This is a genomic window from Microvirga rosea, from assembly GCF_020595095.1.
GTDB classification, from domain to species: Bacteria; Pseudomonadota; Alphaproteobacteria; order Rhizobiales; family Beijerinckiaceae; genus Microvirga; species Microvirga rosea.
Map to the genome: position 1 here is coordinate 127,415 of NZ_JAJDOP010000002.1, position 16,982 is coordinate 144,396.

Annotated in this window: 18 protein-coding genes; 8 read left to right on the plus strand and 10 right to left on the minus strand. The window is 62.4% G+C overall.

Annotation, left to right across the window (positions count from 1 at the left end; all coding sequences use genetic code 11):
- Window positions 1-11: 11 nt before the first annotated feature.
- The 4 genes from LJD17_RS04890 (at window position 12) to LJD17_RS04905 (ending at window position 4,255) form a co-directional block, all read left to right on the plus strand.
- Complete coding sequence (locus LJD17_RS04890; RefSeq protein ID WP_227383039.1) at window positions 12-761, plus strand: SDR family oxidoreductase; 750 nt, start codon at window positions 12-14, stop codon at window positions 759-761.
- Between the two features lie 130 nt (window positions 762-891).
- Window positions 892-2,373 carry an ABC transporter substrate-binding protein gene (locus LJD17_RS04895; protein ID WP_227383040.1) on the plus strand — a complete coding sequence of 494 codons (1,482 nt, stop codon included), beginning with the start codon at window positions 892-894 and terminating at the stop codon, window positions 2,371-2,373.
- Between the two features lie 95 nt (window positions 2,374-2,468).
- Window positions 2,469-3,416, plus strand: a complete 948-nt coding sequence (locus LJD17_RS04900; protein ID WP_227383041.1) for an ABC transporter permease — start codon at window positions 2,469-2,471, stop codon at window positions 3,414-3,416.
- Window positions 3,413-4,255, plus strand: coding sequence for an ABC transporter permease (locus tag LJD17_RS04905; RefSeq protein WP_227383042.1), 843 nt, complete (start codon window positions 3,413-3,415; stop codon window positions 4,253-4,255). The genes LJD17_RS04900 and LJD17_RS04905 overlap by 4 nt, the downstream gene beginning before the upstream one ends.
- 10 nt (window positions 4,256-4,265) lie before the next feature.
- Here the strand turns inward: LJD17_RS04905 and LJD17_RS04910 are convergent, their stop codons facing one another.
- Window positions 4,266-5,276, minus strand: coding sequence for an LLM class flavin-dependent oxidoreductase (locus LJD17_RS04910; RefSeq protein WP_227383043.1), 1,011 nt, complete (start codon window positions 5,274-5,276; stop codon window positions 4,266-4,268).
- A gap of 248 nt (window positions 5,277-5,524) precedes the next feature.
- Here LJD17_RS04910 and LJD17_RS04915 point away from each other — a divergent pair, with 248 nt between their 5' ends.
- Window positions 5,525-6,292, plus strand: coding sequence for a prolipoprotein diacylglyceryl transferase (locus LJD17_RS04915; protein WP_227383044.1), 768 nt, complete (start codon window positions 5,525-5,527; stop codon window positions 6,290-6,292).
- A gap of 45 nt (window positions 6,293-6,337) precedes the next feature.
- On the opposite strand, the gene LJD17_RS04920 is transcribed toward LJD17_RS04915, so the two are convergent.
- Together LJD17_RS04920 and LJD17_RS04925 are read right to left on the minus strand one after the other, a co-directional pair.
- The gene (locus LJD17_RS04920; protein ID WP_264478290.1) at window positions 6,338-7,687 is read right to left on the minus strand and encodes an amidase; all 1,350 of its coding nucleotides are present in this window, start codon (window positions 7,685-7,687) and stop codon (window positions 6,338-6,340) included.
- A gap of 188 nt (window positions 7,688-7,875) precedes the next feature.
- A complete protein-coding gene (locus LJD17_RS04925) occupies window positions 7,876-8,535 on the minus strand; it encodes a TetR/AcrR family transcriptional regulator (protein ID WP_227383046.1) in 660 nt (219 codons plus the stop codon).
- 79 nt (window positions 8,536-8,614) lie between these two features.
- Between LJD17_RS04925 and LJD17_RS04930 the strand changes: the two genes are divergently transcribed.
- The gene (locus LJD17_RS04930) at window positions 8,615-9,250 is read left to right on the plus strand and encodes a glutathione S-transferase N-terminal domain-containing protein (RefSeq protein WP_227383047.1); all 636 of its coding nucleotides are present in this window, start codon (window positions 8,615-8,617) and stop codon (window positions 9,248-9,250) included.
- Window positions 9,251-9,291: 41 nt separating this feature from the next.
- On the opposite strand, the gene pobA is transcribed toward LJD17_RS04930, so the two are convergent.
- Window positions 9,292-10,461, minus strand: coding sequence for a 4-hydroxybenzoate 3-monooxygenase (gene pobA / locus LJD17_RS04935; RefSeq protein WP_227383048.1), 1,170 nt, complete (start codon window positions 10,459-10,461; stop codon window positions 9,292-9,294).
- Window positions 10,462-10,595: 134 nt separating this feature from the next.
- Between pobA and LJD17_RS04940 the strand changes: the two genes are divergently transcribed.
- Complete coding sequence (locus LJD17_RS04940; RefSeq protein WP_227383049.1) at window positions 10,596-11,477, plus strand: helix-turn-helix domain-containing protein; 882 nt, start codon at window positions 10,596-10,598, stop codon at window positions 11,475-11,477.
- A 42-nt stretch (window positions 11,478-11,519) separates the two neighbouring features.
- A complete protein-coding gene (locus LJD17_RS04945) occupies window positions 11,520-11,684 on the plus strand; it encodes a hypothetical protein (RefSeq protein ID WP_227383050.1) in 165 nt (54 codons plus the stop codon).
- 4 nt (window positions 11,685-11,688) lie between these two features.
- Here the strand turns inward: LJD17_RS04945 and LJD17_RS04950 are convergent, their stop codons facing one another.
- The 6 genes from LJD17_RS04950 to pcaH are packed head-to-tail and all read right to left on the minus strand — an operon-like array spanning window position 11,689 to window position 16,975.
- The gene (locus LJD17_RS04950; RefSeq protein WP_227383051.1) at window positions 11,689-12,750 is read right to left on the minus strand and encodes a 3-carboxy-cis,cis-muconate cycloisomerase; all 1,062 of its coding nucleotides are present in this window, start codon (window positions 12,748-12,750) and stop codon (window positions 11,689-11,691) included.
- 9 nt (window positions 12,751-12,759) lie between these two features.
- On the minus strand, window positions 12,760-13,965 hold the full coding sequence (gene pcaF / locus LJD17_RS04955; RefSeq protein WP_227383052.1) for a 3-oxoadipyl-CoA thiolase: 1,206 nt from the start codon (window positions 13,963-13,965) through the stop codon (window positions 12,760-12,762).
- 3 nt (window positions 13,966-13,968) lie between these two features.
- Entirely contained in the window at window positions 13,969-14,754 is a 786-nt protein-coding gene (locus tag LJD17_RS04960) for a CoA-transferase subunit beta (RefSeq protein WP_227383053.1), read from the minus strand.
- A gap of 4 nt (window positions 14,755-14,758) precedes the next feature.
- Entirely contained in the window at window positions 14,759-15,604 is an 846-nt protein-coding gene (locus LJD17_RS04965) for a CoA transferase subunit A (protein ID WP_227383054.1), read from the minus strand.
- Between the two features lie 19 nt (window positions 15,605-15,623).
- The gene (gene pcaG / locus LJD17_RS04970) at window positions 15,624-16,250 is read right to left on the minus strand and encodes a protocatechuate 3,4-dioxygenase subunit alpha (protein WP_227383055.1); all 627 of its coding nucleotides are present in this window, start codon (window positions 16,248-16,250) and stop codon (window positions 15,624-15,626) included.
- Window positions 16,250-16,975 (minus strand): protocatechuate 3,4-dioxygenase subunit beta, encoded by a 726-nt coding sequence (pcaH, locus tag LJD17_RS04975; RefSeq protein WP_264478273.1) that lies wholly within the window; start codon window positions 16,973-16,975, stop codon window positions 16,250-16,252. The genes pcaG and pcaH overlap by 1 nt, the downstream gene beginning before the upstream one ends.
- Window positions 16,976-16,982 lie beyond the last annotated feature (7 nt).

The following is a 16,982-nucleotide window of genomic DNA, read 5'->3' on the forward strand; positions in this document are numbered from 1 at the left end:
GGGGAAGAATCATGAAACGCCTTGAAGGCAAGGTGGCGCTCGTCACGGGCGCCGGCTCCGGCTTCGGCTTGGGCATTGCGGAAAAGTTCGCCGCGGAAGGCGCGAAAGTCGCCATCGTCGACATCAAGGAAGAGGCCGCCAAGGCAGCCGCCCATCAGGTCGGAGCCTCCGCTCTGGGTCTTGCGGCGGACGTGTCGAAGACGGCGGATGTGAAGGCGGCCGTTCAGAAAACGGTCGATGCGTTCGGCCGGCTCGATATCGTCGTCAACAACGCGGGGATCAGCCATCGGAACAGGCCGATGCTGGAAGTGGACGAGGAGGAGTTCGACCGGGTCTTCGCGGTCAACGTCAAATCGATCTACCTCTTCGCCCAGGCGGCCGTCCCGGTCATGCGCGGCCAGGGTGGCGGCGTGTTCATCAATGTCGGTTCGACGGCGGGCATCCGCCCTCGCCCGGGGCTGACCTGGTACAACGGCACCAAGGGCGCCGTTCACCTCATCAGCAAATCGATGGCCGTGGAGCTTGCGCCTGACCGGATTCGCGTCTGCGCGCTTGCTCCCGTCGCGGGCGAGACGCCGCTTCTGGCCACTTTCATGGGCGAAGACACGCCGCAGAAGCGTGAGCAATTCATCAACTCGATTCCCCTGGGCCGGTTCTCCAAGCCCGAGGACATCGCCAATGCGGCCCTTTATCTTGCCTCCGACGAGGCCAGCATGATCACCGGCGTCGTTCTCGAAGTCGACGGCGGACGTTGCATTTAAGCCGATTCCAGCCATTCCGGGCCGCCTTCGGTCCGGAATGGCCACAAGACATCTTCCATCCGGCAATCGAGTGCGTCTAAGCTGCCTCACCCGAGCTTGCTCGTCATTACACCGGATGGGACATCGTCACATGTCGAAGCGCTTTCTGGCCGCCGCCCTCATCATCTCCGCCAGCTTCAGCCCGGCGCTTGCGGCGAAGACCTCTCTGGTAATCGGCATGCCCATCGAGCCGCCGGGACTCGATCCGACCGTGGCGGCACCTGTGGCGATCCGCGAGGTCACCTGGGCGAACCTCTACGAAGGGCTGGTGAGAATCGACCAGGACGGCAAGGTGCAGCCTCTTCTGGCGAAGCGTTGGGACATCTCGCCTGACGGCCTGACCTATACGTTCCATCTTCAATCGGGCGTGAAGTTTCACGACGGCTCGACCTTCGATTCCGCCGACGTGAAATTCGCCTTCGACCGGGCGCGCGCGCCGACCTCCACCAACGCGCAGAAGCAGATTTTCGCTCCCATCGCGTCCGTCGAGACGCCGGATCCGGCCACGGTGGTGATCAGGCTGAAGGAAACCTCCGGCAACTTTCTCTACTATCTCGGCTGGGGCGATGCGGTGATCGTCGCCCCCGAGACTGCGGAGAACAATAAAGCCAGCCCTGTCGGCACCGGCCCCTTCAAGTTCAAGTCCTGGACCCGGGGCGATCGTGTCGAGCTCGTGCGCAATCCGGATTACTGGCAGACGGACAAGACCAAGCTTGAGACCGTGACGTTCCGGTTCATCAACGATCCGCAGGCGCAAGTGGCGGCGCTGAAGGCGGGCGACCTCGACGCATTCCCGAATTTGAGCGCACCTGAGCTGTTCAGCGAGTTGAAGAAGGACGCGCGCTTCACAGCGGTCGCCGGCAACACCGAGGGCGAGATCGTGGCCGGCATGAACAATGCGAAAAAGCCGTTCGACGATGCGCGTGTCCGCCGCGCGCTCATGCATGCGGTCGACAGGAAAGCCCTCGTCGAAGGCGCATATTCCGGCTACGGACAACCGATCGGGAGCTTCTTCTCCCCCAACCATCCGGCCTTCGTCGATATGACGGCCGTCATTCCTTACGACCCCGAGAAGGCCAAGGCGCTGCTTGCCGAAGCGGGTTACGGAAACGGCCTGTCGATCACGATCAAGGCACCGCAGATGGCCTACGCGAGCCGTTCGGCGGAACTCCTTGCCGCCATGTTCGCGGAGGTCGGCGTCGATCTGAAGATCATCCCGACCGAGTTTCCGGCGAAATGGATCGAAGAAGTCTTCAAGAACAAGGATTACGACGTCACCATCGTGGCTCACACGGAGCCGCTCGACATCGATATTTTCGCGCGGGACAACTATTACTTCAATTACAAGAACGACAAGTTCAAGGCCTTAATCGCCGAAGCAGGCAAAACGACCGGCGAGAATGCGCGGTTTGCCAAATACGCGGAGGCGCAAAAGATCCTGGCAGAAGACGTTCCGGCACTTTTCCTGTTCCAGCTCCCCAAGCTCGGGGTGTGGAATGCGAAGCTGAAAGGCCTCTGGGAGAACTCGCCGGTTCCGGCAAACGACGTCACCGACGTATCGTGGACGGATTGACCCGCATCCCTTCGGGGCATTTCGAAGAAGGGGCGTTCCGGAACGCCCCTTCTCGCCCCGGACATGTCCTCCCATCCGCCGGATGAATTGACTTCATGTTGCGTCTGATCCTCTCCCGCCTGCTCTCGCTCGCCTTGACGCTGGTGGCGGTCTCGCTGGCGATTTTCCTGATCCTCGAGGTTCTGCCGGGCGATCCTGCGGCCATCATGCTCGGGACTGCTGCGCGGGAGGACACGCTGGCGGCCCTCAGGCATGAGCTCGGCCTCGATCAACCTGCCCTGGTGCGCTACTTTCATTGGATCGGCGGGCTTCTCCACGGCGATCTCGGCCAGTCCATCACCTACAAGATGCCTGTCTCCACCCTGGTGACGGAGCGGATGGCGGTCACGTTTCCTTTGAGCCTCATGGCCATTCTGATCTCAACGACTCTCGCGCTTCCTCTCGGGGTGACGGCCGCCGCGCGCCGGGATGGGCCGGTGGATCGCGCGGTTTTGGCGTTCAGCTCGCTTGGCGTCGCCGTCCCGAACTTCTGGATCGGTATCCTGTTCATCCTGTTCTTCGCCACATGGCTCGGCTGGTTTCCCGCAGGAGGCTTTCCCGGATGGAGCGGCAGCTTCTGGGTCGCCCTCAAGGCGCTCGTGCTGCCCGCCGTCGCGCTGGCATTGCCTCAGGCGGCGGTGCTGACCCGCGTGACACGCTCTGCGACTCTCGAGGTGATCGGCGCGGATTTCGTCCGCACGGCGAGAGCGAAGGGTGTCGACAAGGGCGCGACCCTTCGCCGTCATGTGGTGCCGAATGCGCTGATCCCCGTGACGACGATCCTGGGACTTCAGTTGTCTTTCTTCTTCGGCGGCGCGATTCTCGTCGAGAACGTCTTCAACCTGCCGGGCCTCGGGCGCCTCGCCTATCAGGCTCTCAACCAACGTGATCTGGTCGTGATCAAGGATATTGTCCTGATCTTCTCCGGACTCGTCATCGTCATCAACTTTCTGGTCGATATCGGCTACGCGATCCTCGATCCCCGTCTGAGGAGCCGTGCATGAGACTGACGCCACGTCTCCGGTTGAACCCGGCGCTCCTCATCGGCGGCATCCTGACCGCGATCTTCATCGGCACCGCCCTCCTGTCTCTCGTCTGGACCCCCGAACCACCGACCCGGGTCCGCATCGCCATGCGTCTTAAGGCTCCGTTGGAGGCCGGCCTTCTCGGAACCGATCATTTCGGACGGGACGTCGCCTCGCTGCTGATGGCCGGGGCGTGGAATTCACTGGCGATCGCATGGCCCGCCGTCCTGCTGGGAGCCGCCATCGGCATCGCCATCGGATGCGCGGCGGCAGCCTGGAAAGGAGCCGCCGACGAGATTGCCATGCGCGTGTCCGACGTGGTGTTCGCGTTTCCGGCCGTGCTCTCCGCCATCATGATCGGCGCCCTGCTCGGCTCCGGCCCGACGGCCGCGATCCTGGCCATCGCCGTGTTCAACATTCCGGTCTTCGCCCGCGTCACCCGCGGCGTCGCCTTGCAGATCTGGACGCTCGACTATATCGCGGCCGCTCGTTCCTTGGGAAAACCGCCGCTGCGCATCACTCTGGAGGATGTTCTCCCCAACATCGCCGGGGCCCTCATCGTGCAGGTCACGATCCAGCTCGCGCTTGCGATCCTGACTGAAGCAGGTCTGAGCTATCTCGGGCTCGGCGTGCGCCCGCCCAATCCCAGCTGGGGCCGCATGCTCAGCGACGCTCAGACATACCTGTCACAAGCCCCTCACCTTGCCATCGCGCCCGGTCTCGCCATCGCCCTGTCGGTTCTTGGGCTGAACCTGCTTGGCGACGGCCTGCGCGATGCGATCGACCCGACCCTGAGGAGCCGCACGGAGCCGGTTTAAGCAAAGGCTCTCATTGCGCGGCCGCGGGCTTGCGGCTCATGTCCTGGTGCACATCGGCGAGGATCTCATAGGAGCGCAGGCGCTTGCGGTGATCATAGATCGCGGACGCGACGATGAGCTCGTCCGCTCCCGTTTGCGCCACGAAGTCTTCGAGCCCCCGCCGCACGGTCGCGGCCGATCCCACGACCGAGCAGGACAGCATGTTCATGGCCTGCGCTTTCTCGGCGGGCGTCCAATAGCTCTCGATATCGTCGATCGGCGGCCGCAACTTGCCGCGTGCTCCCCGAAACAGGTTGGTGAACTGCTGCTGGGGCGAGGTGAAAAGATAGCGCGCCTCCTCATCGGTCTCCGCAGCGATGACGTTGAGGCCGACCATCGCATAAGGCTTGTCCAGCTGCTTGGAGGGCTGGAAGCGCTCGCGGTAGACATGGAGGGCCTGCATCAAGGCATTCGGCGCGAAATGCGACGCAAAGGCATAAGGCAGCCCGAGCATGGCGGCGAGCTGGGCCCCAAAAAGGCTCGATCCGAGAATCCAGATCGGCACATTGGTGTCCGTTCCAGGCACAGCCTGAACGGCCTGTCCATCCTGCAAGGGTCCGAGCAACGCCTGCAGCTCGAGCACGTCCTGAGGAAAAGTGTCGGCGCTCGTCGGATCGCGCCGGAGCGCCCGCAAGGTCAGCTGATCCGTGCCGGGCGCGCGCCCGACGCCGAGGTCGATCCGCCCGGGAAAGAGCGACTCCAGGGTTCCGAACTGTTCCGCGATGATCATCGGAGCATGGTTCGGCAGCATGATGCCGCCCGCCCCGACCCGGATCGTCCGGGTGCCGCCGGCCACATGGGCGATGACGATACTGGTCGCGGCACTGGCAATGCCCACCATGTTGTGATGCTCCGCCAGCCAGTAGCGTCGATACCCCCATCGCTCCGCGTGCTGAGCCAGATCCAGGGTGTTGCGCAAAGCATCCGACGGGCTGGATCCTTCGGGAACCGGAGCGAGGTCGAGAACGGAAATGGGGGGCATAACGGCAGACTTTCGTAAGGAGCTTGCGCAAGGGAAGATCCCATGCGGACCCTATCAGATCAGGTTGGAACGGACCGGTTACAAGGCGGCCGGGGCCAATTCGTGAGAGCACATTTTCCCAACATGCGATAAGGTTCCGGATCGTCCCCCATCAGGTGCGACCTCGTCGAGGGAACAAGGTTTCCGTTACGTCATATGGTGGCCATAATCATTAACTGAGTTTTAACCATCGCAAGGACCCGATGGTAATGAACAAGAACATATGGACGAGCCTTGGAATGACGGTGTTGGCCCTGCCGCTCATGTACGGGGGTGCGGAGGCGCGGAAAGTTTCCTATGAAATCAATGGGAAACGCTACACCTACGAGTCGACGGACCCTCAACAGGTCGAGTCGGCTCGCAAGAGAATTGATGCCGCCAACGCGGCGGATGCAGCCAAGGCGAAGGCGGAAGCCGAGAAGGCATCCATGCCCGCAGTCTCGGTCTTCGGGTCTCAGGCACAGACCGAAGCCGCGAAGGCCAAGGCTCATCTCGACCAGATCTTGGCGGAACCGGACGCCGCCGACGCCGAGAAAAAACAAGGCTCCGCATCCTCTTCGAGACGAGAAGCGCGATCCCAGAAGCCTTCCGAGGAACAGGCCCGCGCCCCAGAGAAGGAACACGAGAAGCCCGAGAAACGCCGAACTGCCGCAAAAAGCGATGAGAAGCAGCCACCGGCTCAACCGGCGGCGATCACCACGACCCCGGCCGCCGAGGCCCCGACAGGGTCCAAGCCGAAGGTGAAGTCAGTGTCCTTCGACGTGGAATCCGGGATCAAGACCACCATCATGTCCGATGGGACCATCCAGGAAGAACCGTTCGACACCGCCATGCTCGAAAAGCTCGCCTCCGAACAGGACAGCTCCGGAAGCCTGACGGAATTCGTCAAACAGATCCGCAAGGTCTCTCTCCCCGAAGACACGACCGGCTCAACGACGAGAGCCGATGCCCTGAACGCTCCTGCGGCGCCGCACTAAAGCCAGCCTCGGGTTTGGAAGACGATGACCGGACAAGGCCCGAGCTCAAAGCTTGGGCCAGGGCCTCTGCTCGCCCCGCATTTGCTCCCACGCGTGGCTGAGACGGATCACGCCCAGGTCGTCGAAGCGTCGGCCGATGATCTGCAGGCCGATGGGAAGACCCGCTGCCGTGAAGCCGGCGTTCACGGAGGCTGCGGGTTGATCGGACATGTTGAAGGCGACCGTGTAGCCGATGTGCTCGAACGGCTCCTCCGGGTCGTGGACAGGCGAGGCCAGTTCCGCGTGGTACGCGACAACCGGCGCCACCGGCGAGATCACGAAGTCGAAATCCTTTGTGGCGGCGACGGCGGCGTGACGCATCACCATCATCTGGTTCATGCCTGAATAGACTTGTGCGCCGCTCAGGGACTTTCCGCCTTCCGCCCAGGCCAGGATGTAAGGCAGGACGGAAGCGCGCTGCTTCTCATCCAACGCGCCGATGTCCATCCAGGCCCGCTGACGCCAGAAATCGTCGAGGCCATCCAGCATCTCACGGGTGATGAACGCGGGCACCTGCTCCACGACAGCCCCCGCGTCGGCAAGTGCTTTTGCGGCATTTTCAATGCAGGCACGAACCTCCGGATCGAGGGCCATGCCCACGCCGGCGTCCATCATGAGGCCGATCCTGAGGCCCCTCACGTCCATCTCCAGATCGAGCCACGGGAACTCCTGGAAGGGAAGGCTCATGGTGTCCCGCACATCGGGGCGGACGAGGCTTCTCATCATCAGGGCAGCGTCGCGTACCGTGCGCGTCATGGGCCCGGCGACGCGGCCGTAATAAGGTGGGTCGATCGGAATTCGACCGAAGCTGGGCTTCAATCCGAAAACACCGCACCACCCTGCCGGCAGGCGGATCGACCCGCCGATGTCCGTGCCGATGTGAAAGGGGCCGTAGCCGGCCGCCGCGGCAGCACCGGCGCCCGCCGAACTCCCGCCGGGATTCTTGGTGAGATCCCACGGATTGCGGGCAAGGGGATGGAAGCTCGAGAGCCCCGAGGAGAGCATCCCGTAATCCGGCATCGTCGTCTTGGCGAGAATAACGACGCCATCTTCGCGCAGCCGCGCCGCCGGAGGCGCATCTTCGCTGGCGGGGACAAGTTCTCTCGCGGCCGTCCCGAGGGGCACCGGTGTCCCCCGCGTGGCGATGTTCTCCTTGATCGTGCCGGGAACGCCATCCAAGGGAAGCGCCACCCCACGCATCCAGCGATCTTCCGAAGCCTTCGCGTCCCATCTCGCACTCTCGGGATCGAAGGCGTACAGGGCCTGAAGCTTGGGCTCGTAAGCCTCGATCCGTGCGATCACGGCCTCGACGACGTCGATGGGAGAAAGCTCCTTGTCGGCAAAAGCGGCGAGCATCTCGGTCGCGGTCCAATCCGCAGGATCCGCTGACCGTCCTGAAGATGCAGGATGTGAAATCGATGACGCGCTCAACTGTCCGTTCTCCCCGATCCGTTCCGGATTCGTCAAAGACGCATGCTGCGTCATCGCCTCCCGGGCGTAAACCGGTTTCGGCACGATTGAGGGAACCGGTCGGCGCAGGACAGCTATGCGGTAGAAGATGGGGATGTACGGCCCAGAGAAAATCCACAAATCAAGCCCACGGCCTTTCGAGCAAGCCTCCGCAATTCCGCCCGCGCCGTCCCCATGCGAGCCCTGATTGCAATCGTGTGGAGCGTGGACGATGCCACCATCGCCAACGTCTCGATATCCGCATCGGGCGACAATTCTCCCGCCACCTGGGCGGCCCGCATCCGGTCTTCAAAAGCCTTGTCGAGAATTCGAAGACCGCCCGAGAAGGCGGCCCGGATCTCGGGATGCAGGACCGCTTCGGTCGTGGCGGTACCGATGGCGAAACAGCCCCGTGCAGGTCCCTCCCCGGAAAAATAGAGGGACAGGGACCCGTCATAGACACTCATGAGTTCCTCGCGCAGGGGACGTTTGCCCGCAAGGGCCTCCCGCATCGCCTCGAAGCCCTGGCTCCAATAATGCGCCAGCGCCTTCACATAAAGATCGTGCTTGTCACCGAAGGCCGCGTAGAGGCTCGGACGGTTCATGCCCGTGGCGCTTGCGATGTCGTCGAGCGAGGTGCCCGAATACCCGGCGCTCCAGAAGGCCTCCATCGCTCGGTGAAGCGCAGTCTCCGGATCGTATGCCCGGGGCCTGCCGCGCCTCTTGCGCTCAGCATCCTGCCTTTTTTGTACCATTTCGAAAGAAATTCCTTGACGCATCAACTTGTCGCAATAATTTATGCGAACCAGTAAATAATTCAACGGAAGAGCCGCCATGGATCTTTATTTCTCGCCCCTCGCCTGCTCGATGGCATCCCGCATCGCACTCTATGAAGCCGGTGCGCCGGCACGGTTCCGCGAGGTGGATTCCTTGAGCAAGTTCACCCTCGACGGGGAAGACTACATGACCGTCAATCCGCTCGGCCTGGTTCCCGCCATCAGAACCGACGATGGAGAGGTTCTCACGGAGAATGCCGCGATCCTTCAGTACATCGCCGACCGCTTTCCGGACGCCGGATTGGCCCCGAGAGACGGCATGGCCCGTTCACGCCTCCATCAGTGGCTTTGCTTTATCGGGACCGAAATTCACAAGGCGCTCTTCGTGCCGCTCTTCGACCGGAACATGCCGGAAGACGTGAAGACACAGACTCTGCTCAAGGGCGACACCCGCCTCGCCTATCTGAACGATCACTTGGCCGGACGCGAATTTCTTCTCGACGATTTCAGTGTCGCGGATGCCTATCTGGTGACGGTGCTGAACTGGAAGATTGCCACGCCCGTCGACCTGGAAAAATGGCCGGCTGTTCAGGACTACTACAGCCGCTTGACGAAACGGCCCAGCATCGCTCGCGCTCTAAAGGAGGAAGCTGCCCTTTATGCGCTTGAACAGGCTCGCCACAAGGCGGCTTGAAATCGGAATGCCGGCCCGCTCGCTTGCCTTGCGCCGGCTCCTCACAAGGGCAAGCCGGTGTAGTTTTCCGCAAGCGAGCGAGCGCCGATCTCGGAGCCGACAAGGTAGTCGAACTCGGCCCGTTGCATGCGTCGTCCGAACGGATCCGTATCCGGGAATGTGTGGAGGATGGATGTCATCCACCAGGAGAAACGCTCCGCCTTCCACACGCGCTTCAGGACCCTCTCGGAATAATGGTTCACGCCGGCCTCGGATTTCTCGCCATAGAATTCTCCAAGCGCGTCGGCGAGACAGCCGACATCGTTGAGCGCGAGATTCAGCCCTTTCGCGCCCGTCGGCGGAACGATGTGGGCGGCATCCCCGGCGAGGAACAGGCGGCCGAACCGAAGCGGTTCCGCTACGAAGCTTCGCAGGGGCGCAATCGACTTTTCGATGGACGGCCCCGTCGACAGATTGCCCGCGGTCTCCGGATCGACCCGCCGCCGCAACTCATCCCAGAACCGGTCGTCCGGCCATGCCTCCACGGCCTCGTTCGCCGGCACCTGCACATAGTAGCGGCTGCGCGTCGGAGACCGCATGGAGCATAGGGCGAAACCGCGGGCATGATGCGCGTAGATCAGCTCGTCAGATACGGGAGGACGGTCGACCAGGATACCCAGCCATCCGAACGGATAGATGCGCTCGAACGTTTGAAGAGCATCGGCCGGGACACTGGCGCGCGACACGCCATGGTAGCCGTCACATCCGGCAATGTAGTCGCAGACGATCTCCTGCTCGATCCCATCCTTTACATAACGCACCGTCGGATGGTCGCCGTCGAAGCCGTGGAGCGAGACATTGTCCGCTTCATAGATCGTCTTTGCTCCCGAGAGCTCACGGGCATGCATGAGATCGCGCGTCACCTCCGTCTGGCCGTAGACCATGACCGTGCGGCCAATGAGCTTCCGGAAGTCGAAGCGATGCTTGTCACCATCGAAGCAGAACTCCACTCCGTCATGAACGAGGCCTTCCGCATGCATCCGCGCACCGACGCCAGCCTTGTCCAGAAGTCCGACGCTGCCCTGCTCCAACACTCCGGCCCTGATCCTGCCGAGAACGTAGTCCTGGCTTCGCCTTTCCAGAATGACGGTGTCGATCCCCTCCTTTTCAAGGAGGCCGCCGAGAAGCAGCCCTGCCGGGCCGGCACCGATGATAGCCACCTGGGTACGCATGGGCGATTTCCTCCAACGGCACCTCAGTCAGCGTCCGATCGGAGAAAAATGGCCTGACGGGTGCCCTCGCGCCAATGGACAAAACCCGCATTGGATAGGACAATTCGAACATTGGACCGGCAAACTGGGGTTCTATGAGCACGATCCCGACCTATGCGCTGTATGGCGAGTATAAAGGCGATACGAGCGCTGACTGGATCCATGGCGAGACAATTCAATTCCGCAGTCGCTTGCACAATTTTGTGATCGAGCCGCATCGCCACGAGCGCCTCTTTCAAATCCTTCATCTGACGAACGGGCATGCAGAGTTCATCCATGACGGCCAGCCGAAGGCCCTGCAGGCCCCGTGCATCGTCACCCTTCCGTCCATGGTCGTCCATGGCTACCGGTTCACGTCGGACGTGGAAGGAATGGTCCTCACCTTGTTCGAGGATCGTCTGAAATCGATCCTCGCGGCGGAGCCTGACGCCTTGGAGACGTTCCGGTCCGTCCAGGTCGTCTCGCTGGCGCACCAGCCGGAGGCAGCCAATGCGCTGACGCATCACATTGCGGCAATCGGCGGAGAGTTGAGGGATCGTGCCTCCGGCCGCCAGACTGCCATCGAGGCTCATCTGGCGCTATCTCTTGTGTTTCTTCACCGGACCCACATATCCGGCCACAGCGTGCCGCGTGATGCCAACGACCGAGCCCTCCAGCATGTCATGCGTTTCCGTCACCTGGTCGAGCAGGACTTCCGCAGCCACAGACCCGTGTCGTTTTATGCGCAGCGCCTCGGACTGACGTCGACCCATCTCAACCGTCTTTGCCGCGACCATCTGGGCGAAACGGCGCTTGGGATCATCCATCAGCGTATCGTTCTCGAAGCAAGGCGCTATCTGACATTCACATCCTTGAGCGCAAAGGAGGTGGCCCTTGCCCTTGCGTTCGAGGACCCGGCGTACTTCACGCGCTTCTTCAAGCGCCGGACCGGGCTGACGCCCCTGGAATTTCGCGCGACGCGCCAGCACGCGCCATGAACCTCTCCTCGTTCTTCGCGTTGCATCGAAAAGGAGCGATCGATGGCAGGTAAGCGTAAAAATCCCGGCGATGAGGACGTTCCAGGCACGAAGCAGACGGCCGACAACATTTGTCCTCGCTGCGGCGGCAAAGGAAAACTGGACGGTGAGGTATGCCCGTCCTGCCAGGGAAGCGGCACCGTCGTGGCCATCGTCGGCGACGCCTGAGCGCTCAAGGGCGCGACGGCGAAAAGTTCATGCCTTCGGCCAACGCTTGGGCCTTGGACAGAGCAGCTCCTAAAGTGACCACCATCTGCGGGAGAACGATCCATTCCAGGGTCCATGCGGCACCGGACCGCTCGTTCTCATGGATCATCGCCTGATGCAGGATCCCGAGCATTCCTGCGTTGAAGCGGGCAAGAGCGATAAGCACCTCCGCCTGAACCGGGTTCGACTTGTGCGCCATGGCGGAAGATCCTCCTCCCGACGGCAGCGAAACCTCGGCAAGTTCATTTTGGGCCATCAGGACAAGGTCTTGGCCGAATTTCCCGAGAATGCCCGACACCAGCGATAGCCAAGACGCAAATTCGCCAATCCTGTCCCGTTGCGAATGCCAGGAGGCTGCGCACGTGAGATCGAGCCGTCTGGCCATGGCCGCGGCCACCGCGTCGCCGTGGCCCTTGAGCTCGGCCCTCGTTCCGATCGGCCCGCCCAGCTGGATCACCAGGAGGTGTGGAAGCAGCTCGTCCAGAGCCTCGGCCTGACGCTGCAAGGGCCGAAGCCAGGTGTCGATTTTATCGGCGGTCTCGAAGGGCAAGGCGCGCTGCATTCGCGTATGCGCCATAAGCGACACCCGCCCCTCCCGATCCTTGAGATCGCGGAGCGCATCGATCACACCCTTGAGCCGGCCAGCGAAGATTTCGACGGCTTGCTTCAAGCGGAGGATCAAGGCGGTATCGAGGATATCCTGGCTGGTCGCGCCAAGGTGGACGGCCTGATCGTGCGGCTTTTCGACAGCACGGCGCAGCTGCTTCACCAGTTCGGGCACCACCACGCCGTCCCGCGCCAGCCCCTTCGCCAACCCCTGCCAGTCCGGCGCGAAGCCATGGCATGCCTCGGTGACGCGGCTTGCCGCCGCCTCACTGATGAGGCCGACCTCAGCCTGCGCCTGTGCGAGGGCAGCTTCCGTTTTCAGTATCGCGGCAAGCTCCGCATCGTTCGAGAAAAGCGTGCCGATCTCATCATCTCCGACGAGGGTCTGCAGGATAGGAAACGGAAGCGGAGAGGCTGTCATCGTCTGAACCTAGACTGCCTCCAGTGCGACCGAGATTCCCTGGCCGACGCCGATGCACATGGTGGCAAGGGCCCGCTTCTTGCCGGTCAGCTTCAGCTCCAGCGCAGCGGTCCCGGCAATCCGGGCGCCGGACATTCCGAGCGGATGTCCAAGCGCGATCGCTCCTCCGTTCGGGTTCACGTGCTCGGCATCCTCCGGAACGCCGAGTTCGCGCAACACGGCGATCCCTTGGCTGGCAAAAGCCTCGTTCAGCTCGACGACATCGAAATCTTGAGGCGTCAGCCCGAGACGTGCGCAAAGCTTCTTCGTGGCGGGAGCAGGCCCGATCCCCATGATCCGTGGCGGCACACCTGCCGTTGCGCCGCCGACGACACGGGCGATAGGCTCAAGGCCATACTTGCGCACAGCCGCTTCCGACGCGACGATCAACGCAGCAGCCCCGTCGTTCACGCCCGAAGCATTGCCGGCCGTGACCGTGCCGTTGCGACGGAATGGGGTGGAAAGCTTCGCGAGCGCCTCGAGGGTGGTGTCCCCGCGCGGGTGCTCGTCCCGACCGACGAGGATCGGATCGCCTTTCCGCTGCGGAATCGACACCGGCACGATCTCCTTGTCGAGGCGTCCGTTGGCCTGGGCTGCGGCCGCCTTCTTTTGCGACCGGACGGCGAAAGCGTCTTGGTCCTCGCGCGACACGCGGAAGTCTTCCGCGACGTTCTCCCCGGTCTCGGGCATCGAGTCGATGCCGTATTGCTCCTTCATGAGAGGGTTGATGAAGCGCCAACCGATGGTGGTGTCATGGACTTCGTTGGAGCGGGAAAACGCAGCCTCGGCCTTGGGCATGACAAACGGGGCCCGCGACATGGACTCGACTCCTCCGGCGATCATCAGCTCGGCTTCTCCGGCTCTGATGGCGCGGGCCGCGGCGATCACCGCATCCATGCCCGACCCGCAGAGCCGGTTGATGGTCGTGCCCGATACAGCGGTCGGAAGTCCGGCCAGCAGCAGGGCCATGCGGGCCACGTTGCGGTTGTCCTCCCCCGCCTGATTGGCACAGCCGTAGATCACGTCATCGACAGCCTCGAAATCCACTGCTGGAAATCGCTCGATCAGAGCTCTCAACGGAACAGCGGCGAGGTCGTCCGTCCGCACGGACGACAGAGAGCCGCCGTAGCGGCCGATGGGTGTCCTCACATAGGCGCAGATGAAGGCCTCGGGCATTTCTCACACTCCTCTTTTGCCGCCGTGGGCCTGCTCGGTCCGAGCCTGGAGATCCCGCAGGGTCGTCAATTCCAGCTCCGTGGGCGCAGGCGTCTCGTCCATATCCTGGGCAAAGCGCACCTTCCAGCCGCAGGTTTCCTGCACCTGCTCGCGGGTCACGCCGGGATGAAGCGAAACGACCGTGAACTCCTTCGTCTCCGGATCGGGCTTCCAAAGAGCCAGGTCGGTGATGAGCAGCGTTGGCCCCTTGGTGTCGATTCCAAGGCGCTTGCGATGATCACCGCCTTCTCCATGGCCGAAGGACGTGTAGAAGTCGATTTTTTCCACCATGCCACGGGTCGCCTGCTTCATGGTGATGAACACTTCCTTGCAAGAAGTGGCGATCTCAGGGGCGCCCCCGCCGCCCGGCAAACGGACCTTCGGATGATGATAGTCGCCGATCACGGTGGTGTTGATGTTACCGAAGCGGTCGAGCTGCGCCGCGCCGAGGAAGCCGATCGAGATGCGCCCGCCTTGCAGCCAATAGCGAAACATCTCCGGTACGGACACGGTGGTGAGGGCGGTCTCGCACAGTTCGCCGTCTCCGATGGAAAGAGGCAGCACCTCCGGCGCCGTCCCGATCGTTCCGCTTTCATAGATCAGGGTGATGTCGGGAGCATGCGTCAGCCGCGCCACGTTGCAGGCAGCGGAGGGCGCACCGATGCCCACGAAGCAAACGTCATCGTTGGACAGGGCACGCGAGGCCGCAATCGTCATCATCTCATTGGGGGTGAAATCCCGCATGGCCATTCTCTCAAAGCCCCTTCACACGAGCGGCGAACACGTCCGGCCCGACATCCAGCACGTTCTTTTGCATCCATTGCGTGAAAAGATCGCGGTCTGCGGAAATTTTGTCCCATTCCAGATAGGACGCGTTGTCCCGGCTGTAATATCCATGGGTGTAGGACGGGTGCGCACCACCGGGCACTTCCACCACGGCCGTCACGGTCCAGTGCGGGAGGACGCAGAGATTGGGATGCAGATCGTCGAAATCCTCGACGATCTCCTCAACCGTCACGATGGCGCGCTTTGCGGCGAGCACCGCTTCCTTCTGCACGCCGACAATTCCCTCGATCAGGATATCGCCCCGTCGGCTCGCCCTTTGCGCATGGATGAAGGTGACATCGGGACGATGGGCCGGCACCGCCGCCAATTCCTCCCCGGTAAAGGGACAGACGACGTTTTTGATGGCCGGGTTCACGTCCTTCAAGCCGGCACCGCGATAGCCGCGGAAGACGGCGCAAGGCAATCCCGCCGCGCCGGCTTCATAGGCATTGGCCATCGCCGCATGGCTATGCTCGACGGTCTCGATGGCGCGGGGCCATTTGTTTTCGATCGCGTCCCGCATGCGACGCAGGAGGCCGACGCCCGGATTGCCCGCATAGGAAAACACGACCTTTCTGGCGAGCCCCATGCCGATGAGCTGATCGTAGATGATGTCCGGCGTCATGCGGATCAGCGTCAGGTCCTTGATGCCTTGACGAATGACCTCGTGAGCGGCCGCATGGGGAATGAGGTGCGTGAACCCTTCGAAGGCAACGGTATCTCCGTCCCGCAGATTCTCGGCAACCGCCTCCTTCAGGCTTTGAAACTTGGCCATGATACGCTTTCGATAAAAATCAGATGTCGAAGAAGACGGTTTCATTTTCGCCCTGGAGGCGAATGTCGAAGGTGTAGGTCGGCAGGCCGTTTTCCTCCGTGCGCGGAGCGACCAGGGTCGAGAGGCGGATCTTGTGCTCGATTCTGGCTAGCACCGGACATTCCGCGTTCGCGGCCTCCTCGTCGCCGAAATACATGCGGGTATGGAGCCCCGTATTGATTCCGCGCGCGACGATCCAGAACGTGATGTGAGGTGCCATTGCGCGGCCGTCGCGGAATGGCACCCGTCCCGGCTTGATGGTCTCGAACCGAAACTCGCCCGTTGCTCCGTCCACGGGCTGCCGTCCCCAGCCCACGAAATGCGGATCCGCCCGGCCGCGACGCTCCTGCGGGCTGTTATAGAGCCCCTTCGCATCGGCTTGCCAGATCTCGATGAGAGCATCCTTCAAGGGCGTTCCGCTTCCGTCGAAGATCCGTCCCTTGACGATGATGCGTTCCCCTTTGGTGTCCGGGCTGACCAGCACAAGACCGAGATCGTCCTTCCAGACGCCCGTGATCTCGACCCAATTCGGGGTCGTGCCGATGTGGACATAAGGTCCGGCCGTCTGCGACGGCGATTCCTTCAGGTGGCCGAGCTTCTGAACCATCAGTTCCCCTCCATCCGGTTCTCGAAAAGCGTCGACCGGCGGCCGCGCAGAACGATATCGAACTTGTACGCGAGAGCATCCATGTGGATCGTGTTGTTGCGGTCGAGGGCGGCAATCAGCTGCTCGACCGCCGCCTTGTCCGGAATGGTGGACACGATCGGACATTGCCAAATCATCGGATCGCCCTCGAAGTACATCTGCGTGATCAGGCGCTGGGCAAAGGCGTGGCCGAAGACTGAAAAATGGATGTGCGCGGGACGCCAGTCGTTCACGCCGTTCGGCCACGGATACGCGCCGGGCTTGATGGTCCGAAACGAATAGCGGCCCTCCTGATCGGTGATCGCACGTCCGCAACCGCCGAAATTCGGATCGATGGCCGCCAGATAGGTTTCCTTCTTGTGGCGATAACGGCCGCCGGCATTGGCTTGCCAGAACTCCAGGAGAGCGCCGGGAACGGGGCGGGCGTTCTCGTCCAGGACGCGGCCATAGACGATGATCCGTTGCCCGATGGGATCGCCGGTCTTCGCATAGTTGCGGATCAGGTCGTTATCCAGGGGCCCGATGACGTCATGCCCGAAGACAGGCCCGGTCATCTCGGAAATCGTGTTCTCAAGCGAAAGAAGCGGATACCGAGGCGAGCGCAGAACGGACGTTTTGTACTGAGGCGTCAAAGCCGGAGGATGCCAGCTTCGGTCACGCTGAAAGAATGATCCGTGATCGGACATCTCATGT